Below are 10,064 nucleotides of genomic sequence, written 5' to 3'. Positions count from 1 at the left end.
CCCCACTTGAGGGGGCGCGCCCGGCCCTTTCCCGTACGGCGGGCATTCCCCGGGTCTTACCCGCCGCATGCCCCGGCCAGTCGTCCTGTCTGCACTCGGCCACAACAGATCCCGCATTCAGACAGATCACGACTCGATCCGATCAAGAAGTGCTCACTATCTGCTACTTGATCCGTCACTTAGACGCTACAGAAGAGACGGAAACGGTGATTTGAGCAACTGGGTGTAGCGCTGCCTGTACGAAGCGTTATTCTCCTCAGACGCATTCCGGAACCCATTCATCAGCATCACGAGTGAACAGTCCGGCACTGCACGTGATGGAAGCTCTGCCTCTGGGAGTCCCGTGTACCCACACGTCGGGGTTGACGCCTCGGGCCTGGCTACGCTGCGCGCAACGGTCATCGACCGACTGCGCGGCTTCGTCCCCACCGCGTACGCCGTCCCCGCCTTTGCCACCCCTGTAGCTGTAGGCCCCTGCTACGCCCTTGCCGACGGCGGTGCCGCCGTCGGCAGACGCAGCCGCGGCGCCGCCAGTTCGGGCACCGGCACGTCCACCGTCCGTCGGCCCACCGCCGACAGCGACAGCGCGCGCATGATGGACCTCGTCGAGCGGGCGCAGGGTGGCGAGGCCGAGGCCTTCGGCCGCCTCTACGACCAGTACAGCGACACGGTCTACCGCTACATCTACTACCGCGTCGGCGGAAAGGCGACGGCAGAAGACCTGACCAGCGAGACATTCCTGCGCGCCCTGCGGAGGATCTCCACCTTCACCTGGCAGGGCCGTGACTTCGGCGCCTGGCTGGTCACCATCGCCCGGAACCTGGTCGCGGACCACTTCAAATCGAGCAGGTTCAGGCTCGAAGTGACCACGGGCGAAATGCTCGACGCCAATGAAGTCGAGCGAAGTCCGGAGGACTCCGTCCTGGAGTCACTCTCCAACGCGGCCCTCCTGGAAGCCGTGCGAAAGCTCAATCCGCAGCAGCAGGAGTGCGTCACACTCCGGTTCCTGCAAGGGCTCTCGGTCGCCGAGACCGCCCGTGTCATGGGCAAGAACGAGGGTGCGATCAAGACCCTCCAGTACCGGGCCGTCCGCACCCTGGCCCGGCTGCTCCCCGACGACGCCCGCTAGCAACATCTCCCGACGACGCCTGGTGATCGTTCGATCACCGGGCGTCGAAGTTCGCGCGCAATCCTGCACAACTGGCAGTCGGATCATCTTTCGTCCGTAACCCAAGTGCCCGGAGGCTCGTTGTGCGGAATGCAGGCTCCCTGCGGTCACGCCATGCCCGCAGCCACTCGCCCAATCGTGTGGACGCACTCATGGCGTGCAACCTTCCGGACCACCCGGGGAGTCGATCGTCATGACGAGAGGAGGTGCCGCCAGTGATCGCAAATGTATCGGCGCACCGGCGGGCCAACGCCTTCGCCCAGGCCCTGGAGGACCAGGATCTCCAGGGCACGGCGGCCGAACAGCCCGAAGGTACGGCCGGAGCAGCCGAAAGGCCTGCCGACCAGGGAGCACTGCTGTCCCTGGTCACAGGTCTGGGCGGCCTGCCCGCACCGGAAATGGACCCCGAGGTCAAAGTGGTGCAACGAGCCCAGCTCGTTGCCGCCATGGAAGCCATGATGCTGGAAGGCACCGCGGCGGGCCCCACAGGCCCGCAAGTGCCCGAACAGCGCACGGGGCGGGGCGCCCACCGGGCGACCGCCCTCCGCAAATTGCGCCCCCGCTCCCGCTGGTCGAAAGGCCTGGCGGCGGGCGGACTCACCGTGGGTGTGGTCGGCGGAGCCTTCGGCGGCGTAGCCGCCGCCAGCTCCAACGCCCTCCCCGGTGATTCGCTGTACGGGCTCAAGCGCGGCATGGAGGATCTGAAACTCACCATGGCGGACGACGAGTCCGACCGGGGTCAGATCTACCTCGACCAGGCGTCCACCAGACTCCAGGAGGCCCGACGCCTCATGGAGCGGGGCAGAGCGGCCGACCTCGACCACGAGCAACTGGGCGAAGTCCGACGCACGTTGACCGGGATGAAGCACGACGTGGGCGAGGGCCACCGGCTCCTCCACGAGGCGTACGAGAGAGACGGGAACATCGGCCCCATCGAGGCCCTGAACGCGTTCGCCCAGTCCCACCGCGACAGCTGGAGCAGTCTGCGCGGCCTGCTGCCCGCCCAACTGGGTGACGTGGGCTCGCAGGTGAACTCGGTGTTCGACGCCATAGACCAGGAGGTCGGACCGCTGCGGTCACTGCTGCCCAAGCACCCGCAGTCGGACCAGAAGCCGGCTGCCCCGGGCACCCACAAGGACCGCCCCGGCACCCCCCACCCGCAGGACGGGACGCGCCCCGCCGCCCCCGGCTCCACCCCCGGCAGCCCCCATCAGGGCCGACCGGGCAGTCCACCGCCCGCGACCTCCGACGGCAAGCCGTCCGAAGGCCTGATCGGCGGCGCGGGCGACCTGCTGGACCCCCCGTCCGGCAAGCCCGCCCCGCCCGCCGCACCCGGCAAGCCGGGCACCCCCGGCAAGAACCCGACCGTCCCCGACGTCACGATCCCGCCCATCCTCCCGGACGTACTCCCGGGCCTGGGCATCGACGGCGAGGACCTCGGCAAGCAGTAACTGCCCCGCAGCGGCGGCCGGTTCACCCTCTTCGTACGAGAAGAACACCGACCGCCGCTGCACCAGCAACTCGGCCCCTCCGCCGGCTGCCGCACACCGCTTCGCGGACTCCGGCAGCCGACCCCAGCAGCCCGGGACGCCGCGTCAGAAGAACACCGACCGCCGCTGCACCAGCAACTTGTAGAGCGTGTGCTGGATCTGCTCGCGCACCTGGTCCGTCAGGTTGAACATCAGCATCGGGTCCTCCGCGGCCTCCGCCGAGTACCCCTTGGTCTCGATCGGTTCGCCGAACTGGATCGTCCACTTCGTCGGCAGCGGCACCGCCCCCAACGGCCCCAGCAAGGGGAACGTCGGTGTGATCGGGAAGTACGGAAAGCCCAGCACCCGGGCCAGCGTCTTCGCGTTCCCGATCATCGGGTAGATCTCCTCCGCGCCCACGATCGAGCACGGCACGATCGGCGCCCCCGCCCGCATCGCGGTCGACACGAAACCGCCCCGCCCGAACCGCTGCAGCTTGTAGCGGTCGCTGAACGGCTTCCCGATCCCCTTGAACCCCTCGGGCATCACCCCGACCAGTTCCCCGCGCTCCAGCAGCGCCTGCGCGTCCTCGGCGCACGCGAGCGTGTGCCCGGCCTTGCGCGCCAGCTCGTTCACCACCGGCAGCATGAAGACCAGGTCGGCGGCCAGCAGCCGCAGGTGCCGCCCCGCCGGATGCTCGTCGTGCACCGCCGCCTGGAGCATCAGCCCGTCCAGCGGCAGCGTCCCCGAGTGGTTGGCGACGATCAGCGCCCCGCCCTCGGCGGGGACGTTCTCGATGCCCTTCACCTCCACCCGGAAGTACTTCTCGTAGAACGGCCGGACCATCGACATCAGGACCTGGTCGGTGAGCTCCTTGTCGTACCCGAACTCGTCGACCTCGTAGTCCCCGGTGATCCGCCGCCGCAGGAAGGCGAGACCGCCCGCGATCCGCCGCTCCCAGCCGCCACCCTGCTCGACGGGCTCCTCGGGAACCGGCGCAGGGACCCCGGGCGCCTCAGGGGCCTCTGGAGACGTCCCCTGCTGTTCCGGTACGGGCGTGAGCGCGCCCCCGCCGGCCGCCGCGGAACCGCCCTTCCGGCCGCCGGCGCCACGCTTCCCCGGGGCCGGGCGCGCGGCCCCCGTGCCCCGCCGCGACCGCGGCTCGTCGCCGAAGGGGATGACCTTGGCATCGGCCATGTCAGATGCGCTCCTTGGATTCCGTACGGTCCTGGCCGGGCTGACCATCCTGACCGGGCTGACCATCCTGACCGTCCCGACCGTCCTGACCGTCCTGACTGTTCCGGCGGACGAAGGCGGCGGCCCGGTCCACCGCGGACGCCAGCACCTCCGGCGGCAGCAACCCGCCGCCCCGGCTGCGCGCGAAGTCCGCGAAGGTCTCCACGGTCGTGTACTTGGGTTCGAAGCCGAGCGTCTCGCGCATCTGCACGGTCCGCACCACCCGCCCGTGCGTCAGCAGCCTGATCTGCTCGGGCGAGAAGTCGCTCATCCCCACCGTCCGCAGCGCCGACCCCACCCACCGTACGGCGGGCAGCAGGAACGGCACCGTCGGCCGCCCCAGCCTGCGCGCACACTGCGAAAGCAGCAGCACTCCGTCGCCCGCGATGTTGAAGGTCCCGCTGTTCAGCGTGGCGCGCCGGGGCTCGTGCGCGGCGATCCTCAGCACCTCCACCACGTCGTCCTCGTGCACGAACTGGAGCCTCGGGTCGTACCCGAGCACCGTCGGCAGCGCGGGCAGCGAGAAGTAGTCGGCGAGCGGGGAGTCCGCGCACGGCCCCAGGATGTTCGCGAACCGCAGCACGCACACCGCCACGTCGGGCCGCCGCCGCGCGAAGCCCCGCACATACCCCTCGACCTCGACCGCGTCCTTCGCGAAGCCGCCGCTGGGCAGCGCCTTCGGGGACGTCGTCTCGGTGAAGACGGCCGGATCGCGCGGCGCGGACCCGTACACGCTCGTACTGGACTTCACGACCAGGCGCTGCACGTCCCGCGACTTCTGGCAGGCGCCGAGCAGCTGCATGGTGCCGATGACGTTGGTCTCCTTGACCGTGGTCCGGCCGCCGCCACCGCCCAGCGGGGTCCCGGTCACGTCCATGTGGACGACCGTGTCGACCCCATACTCGGCGAGAACCCGTGCGATCGCGGGCTGCCGGATGTCCGCCCGTACGAAATCCGCACCGCCGAGATGGTGCTCGGGCAAAACCGCATCGACCCCGATCACCCGTTCCACCTCGGGGTCCCGCTGCACACGCCGCACGAAGCGGCCCCCCAGCTGCCGGGCCACACCTGTGACGAGCACGACCTTGCCCAAGATCAGCGCCTTCCCTCGGTCTCCCCGGGCTCCCCGGGGCCCCTGAGGCCCACCGTAGCGCTTGGATGTTGCGCTGTGATGACCCGCACAGCACACTCGGCCACAGCACGCTCGGAGACCGCAACGCAAAGCGGTCCCTCTGCCATCACTGGCAGAGGGACCGCTTTGTTCTGTACTGCGTACAGCTGTCGCTTACTTCTTGTTGCGACGCTGAACGCGAGTGCGCTTCAGCAGCTTGCGGTGCTTCTTCTTAGCCATCCGCTTACGCCGCTTCTTGATAACAGAGCCCACGACTACCCTCGCTCACTACTCGGAACACCTCCGCGTCAGCGGAGATCGGTGCGGGGCGTCTGGGCCCACACGACCTAGCAAGGGCCTAGCCTAACCCGCCACCGAGTGAGTGACGTAATCCGAGGTGAATCTAGGCCGTCTCCACCCCCACGAAGGACTCACGGAGGTACTCGTGAACCGCTTGCTCCGGGACCCGGAAGGACCTGCCCACCCGGATCGCCGGCAGATGACCGCTGTGCACCAAGCGGTACACGGTCATCTTCGACACTCGCATCACCGAGGCGACTTCCGCCACGGTCAGAAACTTGACCTCGTTGAGAGGCCTCTCGCCTGAAGCAGTCATGACCCACCTGTACCTTCCGCACATGACGCGCACCGGCTTCCCCTTCCGGTGACTCTTCGTCGCTGTGCGCTCACTCCCCAGACTAGGGGCGTGTGATGCGAGTGGGGAAGAGGAGATGCGATCGGCCCGCTACCGTGACAGACACGCTCGATTGAGTACATAGCGAGTAAGCGGTCGGTAGTAATCAGACCGCACACCGTCATCAAGTGGAACGACCACGGACACCCGCCCCTCCTCCTGTCCGACGAACAGCGCGGGGTCGTCGACATCCGCCAGACCAATCGCCTCGAACCCCAGCTGACCTGCACCGCAGACCCATCCGTGATCTCCCACCACCAGCCCCGGAAGTGGCCCTCCGCCCTCTGCCGCAGCCTCCAGAACCACCCGAACCGGGAGCGGGGAATGGGAGTGCACGCCGGTGCCACTCCCGCTCCCCCGCGCGCCGGGTTCACGCACCAGCGCGACTCCTCGTACGTAGTCAAGGTTGTACGTACGTACGCCGAACCGGGTCGTTATGTCGACACGCTGCCCCTGCGCGGGGGTGAGCACTTCACACCCCGCCGCCGACAAAGCGTCTGCCAACTCGCCGTAGAAACCCATCAGCCGGTGCGGATGCCCGGTCCCGAACAGCACCGGAAGCCCCTTCCCGGCCGCCTCCCCCACCCGCTCCGCAAAAGCGTCGAGCGCCGCCAACGTCCGTTCCGGATCAATGACATCGGGCCCCACCCGATAGCCAGGATCCGCCGACACCCCGCACCGCTCGGCCATCAGTTCCAGCAACTCCCCCTCCCCCCAACCCCCTTCGGGCTCCAGCCCCAGCAACACCCGCGGATCCCCCGCCCCGAACGCCCGGTAGCTCCGCAGACTCACCTCCCGCGAAGTAGCGACGACCCCCGCCAACCCGGCCTGCACCAAATGCGCCCTGAGCGCCCCACTCCTCAACACCCCGCCATGCTCCCGAACTCCCCACCCCCTGTCCCCAAAACCCCACCCCACCCACACCCTTGGCCTAACCCCCAGCCTCCAAGCCCCCAGCCCCGGCCCCGATCCACGGCCTCCTCGCCCCCCCGAGCCCTCTTGGGCAGCGGGGCCGCCCCCGGGGGCAGTGGGGTCTCCCCTGCTCCTTAAGAGCTTGGCGGGGGTCCCCCCTGCTCGAACGAAGCTGAGAGCTTGGGGGGGCGGGTGGGCAAGGGGGCGGCCCCACCCAGAGCTCACCCCCTCCGCGACCGGCCCACCCCACCCCCGCCCCGCCGACAGGCCGAACCAGGAGCAAGGGGTCCTGCTGAGCCCACCCGCTCCGCCGCATACCCGCAGCAGTGAGGAAGAGCGGGCAGCCCCCTACGCCAACAACCCCCGCAGCGGAAACACCGCCCTACGAGCCGCCACCACCGCCTGATCCACCCGATCCGCCGGGTCGTACCCCTCGTCCCACCCCCGCCAGGCCACCGTCCGCCCGTCCGTCATCCGCCCCGGCCCCAACTCCCGCGTCAGCGCGAACACCTGCTCCTTCCACCCAGCAGGAATCACCGACTCCGGATCCACCGGCCGATGCGCCGCGATCCCCACCAGATGCGTCCACGACCGCGGCACCACGTCCACCACCGCGTATCCCCCGCCCCCGAGGGCGACCCACCGCGCCCCCTCCACGTACTCGTGCGCCAGCTCATGACAAGCCGCCTGCACCGCCCGCTGCGCATCCAGCGACACCGCCAGATGCGCCAGCGGATCCTCAAAGTGCGTATCGGCCCCGTGCTGCGACACCAGCACCTGTGGCCGGAAATCAGCCAACAACTCCGGCACCACCGCGTGAAAGGCCCGCAGCCACCCCGCGTCCCCCGTCCCCGCCGGCAGCGCCACGTTCACGGCGCTCCCCGCCCCGGCCCCCTCGCCGCCGGTCTCCTCGGGCCATCCCGTACCCGGAAACAACAGCCTCGGGTGCTCGTGCAAGGAGATCGTCAGCACCCGCGGATCGTCCCAGAAGGCCGCCTGCACACCATCCCCGTGATGCACATCCACATCCACGTAGGCGACCCGCTCGACGCCCATCTCCAGCAGCCTCGCGATCGCCAGCGACGCGTCGTTGTACACGCAGAAGCCCGCCGCCGCCCCCGGCATCGCATGGTGCAGCCCGCCCGCGAAGTTCACCGCGTGCGACGCGGCCCCCCGCCACACCGCCTCCGCGGCCCCCACCGACTGCCCTGCGATCAGCGCGGCGGCCTCGTGCATCCCCACGAAAGCGGGATCGTCGTCGGTCCCCAGCCCGTACCCGGGATCCGCGTCCCGCGGCGACCTCGAAGCCGCCCGCACCGCCGCGACGTAGTCCTCCCGATGCACCAGCCGCAACGTGGAGTCCCCCGCCGCCGGCGCGGCCACCACCTCGACCGCCCCGTCGAGCCCGTAGGCCCGCACCAACCCCATGGTCAGTGCAAGCCTGACCGGATCCATCGGATGGTTCTTCCCGAAGTTGTACGCCGTGACGGCGTCATCCCACATCAACAGTGCGCGGCCGCTCATGCCCGCCACCGTATCGGTCGCCCTCGGCCTCGAACGAGCGGGCGTACACCAGCGTGACGAGCACCAGAACCATCGGCACGAGCATCGCCCCCCGGTAGTTCCACGCATCCCCGATCGCCCCCACCAACGGCGATCCGACCAGGAACCCCACATAGTTGAAGACGTTCAACCGGGCCACCGCCACATCACTGTGTCCCGGGAACATCCGCCCCGCCGCCGCGAAGGTCTGCGGCACGATCACGCACAACCCGAACCCCAGCAGCGTGAATCCAGCCATCCCCATCCACGCCCCGGAAGCCGCCGCCACCACCGCAAACCCCACGGCAGCCACCACAGCCCCACCCCGCACCACCGTCACCGCCCCGAACCGCCGCACCCCGAAGTCCCCCACGGCCCGCCCGAGCAACGTCGTCACCATGTAGACGTTGTACGGAACGGTCGCCAGCGCCTCCGACGAACCCAACACGTCCTGAAGGTACTTGGCGCTCCAGTTCGAAACCGTCGAGTCCCCGATGTACGCAAAAGCCATCACCATGCACAGCGGCAGCATCAGCCTGAACGAGAAGCCCCCCGCCGCCCCCTTCACACCGACCGAATCAGCCCCCTGCTCCTCCCCCGCCACCGCATCCACGTACCACCGGCTCCCCACCAGCACCACGGGCACCAGCGTGCACACCACCGGCAGGTACGACACCAACAGCGACAGCCCCCCGTGCGCCCCCACCCAGGCCAACGAGGCCCCGGCGATCCCGCCGAGGCTGTATGCCGCGTGGAAACCGAGCATGATGCTGCGCCCGTACGCCCGCTGAAGGCTCACCCCGAGCATGTTCATCGAGGCGTCCAGCATGCCCACCGCGAGCCCGAACACCCCGAGCGCCAGCGCCACGTGCCACATCTCGCGGCCCGCCCCCACTCCGAGGAGGGCAAGCAGCACGACCGGCTGGGACCACCGCAGCACCCGCGCCGGCCCGGCCCGTTTCGCCAGCGCCTCGGCGGCGAAGCTCCCTGCCCCGGCCAGGATCGGCACCGCGGCCAGGAAGATCGGAAGCACCGCGTCCGACATCCCGTACTGCTTCTGCAGCGCCGGTATTCGGGTCACGAGGATCGCAAAGGCCAGGCCCTGCGCGAAGAAGCTCAACGCCAAGGAAGCCCTGCCGTGCCGCAGGCGCGCATCTGTCATGACCGGTGAGCGTACGACCCCGGGCTACCCATGGGTAGATGGATCACACACCCAATCCGGGCCGACCCCATCCCGCTCTCAGTCGAGCAGCCCGAGCAGTTCCTTCATGTCCGAGAAGTAACCATTGGCTCCATCCAACCGCTCGGGGGGCGTCATCGCGGTGAACCCGTACACGTCCATCCCGGCAGCCCGTGCCGCCGCCACCCCGAGCGGACTGTCCTCCACCACCACACACCGCTCGGGCGCCACCCCCATCCGCTCGGCGGCGTGCAGGAACAGGTCCGGCGCAGGCTTCCCCTTGCCGACGTCCTCGGAGCTGAACAGCCACTCCTCCTCGAACCACTCGTCGAGCCCGGTCCGCAGGTGCCCGGCCCTGATCCGGTCGTGACTCCCCGAGGAGGCCACACAGTACGGAACCCCGTCGGCGACCAGGTTGGCCAGCACGTCTTCCACTCCCTGCACGGGCTGAAGCTCCCGCTCGAAGCCGGCCACGATTCTCTGGTGCAACGTCTGCTCGAAGTCCGCCGGAAGTTCCTGTCCGGTCCGCTCTCTGATGAGGTCGTGCACGCGGTGCACGGCGGCCCCCATGTAGTCCCGCAGGGACTCGTCGTACGTCGTGGGGTGCCCTAGCTCGGTCAGGTACCCCGAGAGAATCGTGTTGGAGATCGGCTCGCTGTCCACCAGGACGCCGTCGTTGTCGAAGATCACCAGTTCGTAGCGCATGACTCGACCATAAACGCAAAAAAGCCGCTGCCCCCGAGTCAACAGAC

General features: G+C 69.2%; 10 protein-coding genes. 2 read left to right on the top strand and 8 right to left on the bottom strand.

Features of this window, described 5'->3' with window-relative positions; translation table 11 throughout:
- Positions 1 to 343: 343 nt before the first annotated feature.
- Both ACWGIG_RS32445 and ACWGIG_RS32440 read left to right on the top strand, forming a co-directional pair.
- Positions 344 to 1,129, top strand: a complete 786-nt coding sequence (locus ACWGIG_RS32445; RefSeq protein ID WP_453325266.1) for an ECF subfamily RNA polymerase sigma factor, BldN family — start codon at positions 344 to 346, stop codon at positions 1,127 to 1,129.
- A 254-nt stretch (positions 1,130 to 1,383) separates the two neighbouring features.
- Complete coding sequence (locus ACWGIG_RS32440; protein WP_453325265.1) at positions 1,384 to 2,619, top strand: DUF5667 domain-containing protein; 1,236 nt, start codon at positions 1,384 to 1,386, stop codon at positions 2,617 to 2,619.
- 144 nt (positions 2,620 to 2,763) lie between these two features.
- On the opposite strand, the gene ACWGIG_RS32435 is transcribed toward ACWGIG_RS32440, so the two are convergent.
- From ACWGIG_RS32435 to ACWGIG_RS32400, 8 genes are all read right to left on the bottom strand, one after another.
- Positions 2,764 to 3,834 (bottom strand): lysophospholipid acyltransferase family protein, encoded by a 1,071-nt coding sequence (locus ACWGIG_RS32435; RefSeq protein ID WP_453325264.1) that lies wholly within the window; start codon positions 3,832 to 3,834, stop codon positions 2,764 to 2,766.
- A gap of 1 nt (position 3,835) precedes the next feature.
- Positions 3,836 to 4,966, bottom strand: a complete 1,131-nt coding sequence (locus ACWGIG_RS32430; RefSeq protein ID WP_453325263.1) for an NAD-dependent epimerase/dehydratase family protein — start codon at positions 4,964 to 4,966, stop codon at positions 3,836 to 3,838.
- Between the two features lie 192 nt (positions 4,967 to 5,158).
- Complete coding sequence (locus ACWGIG_RS32425) at positions 5,159 to 5,257, bottom strand: 30S ribosomal protein bS22 (RefSeq protein ID WP_003948845.1); 99 nt, start codon at positions 5,255 to 5,257, stop codon at positions 5,159 to 5,161.
- Positions 5,258 to 5,387: 130 nt separating this feature from the next.
- A complete protein-coding gene (locus ACWGIG_RS32420; protein WP_185027739.1) occupies positions 5,388 to 5,600 on the bottom strand; it encodes a helix-turn-helix domain-containing protein in 213 nt (70 codons plus the stop codon).
- A 129-nt stretch (positions 5,601 to 5,729) separates the two neighbouring features.
- Positions 5,730 to 6,545 carry a phosphatase gene (locus ACWGIG_RS32415; RefSeq protein WP_453325262.1) on the bottom strand — a complete coding sequence of 272 codons (816 nt, stop codon included), beginning with the start codon at positions 6,543 to 6,545 and terminating at the stop codon, positions 5,730 to 5,732.
- 393 nt (positions 6,546 to 6,938) lie between these two features.
- Positions 6,939 to 8,114: an acetoin utilization protein AcuC gene (locus tag ACWGIG_RS32410; RefSeq protein WP_453325261.1), complete on the bottom strand. Its 1,176-nt coding sequence runs from the start codon at positions 8,112 to 8,114 to the stop codon at positions 6,939 to 6,941.
- Positions 8,083 to 9,294, bottom strand: a complete 1,212-nt coding sequence (locus ACWGIG_RS32405) for an MFS transporter (protein WP_453325260.1) — start codon at positions 9,292 to 9,294, stop codon at positions 8,083 to 8,085. Before ACWGIG_RS32405 ends, ACWGIG_RS32410 begins: the two co-directional genes overlap by 32 nt.
- Positions 9,295 to 9,372: 78 nt before the next feature.
- Positions 9,373 to 10,017: an HAD family hydrolase gene (locus tag ACWGIG_RS32400; protein ID WP_453325259.1), complete on the bottom strand. Its 645-nt coding sequence runs from the start codon at positions 10,015 to 10,017 to the stop codon at positions 9,373 to 9,375.
- Positions 10,018 to 10,064: the final 47 nt, after the last annotated feature.

The sequence above is a fragment of the Streptomyces sp. NPDC054863 genome (assembly GCF_053610825.1).
This window is presented reverse-complemented; position numbering and strand designations above follow the sequence as displayed.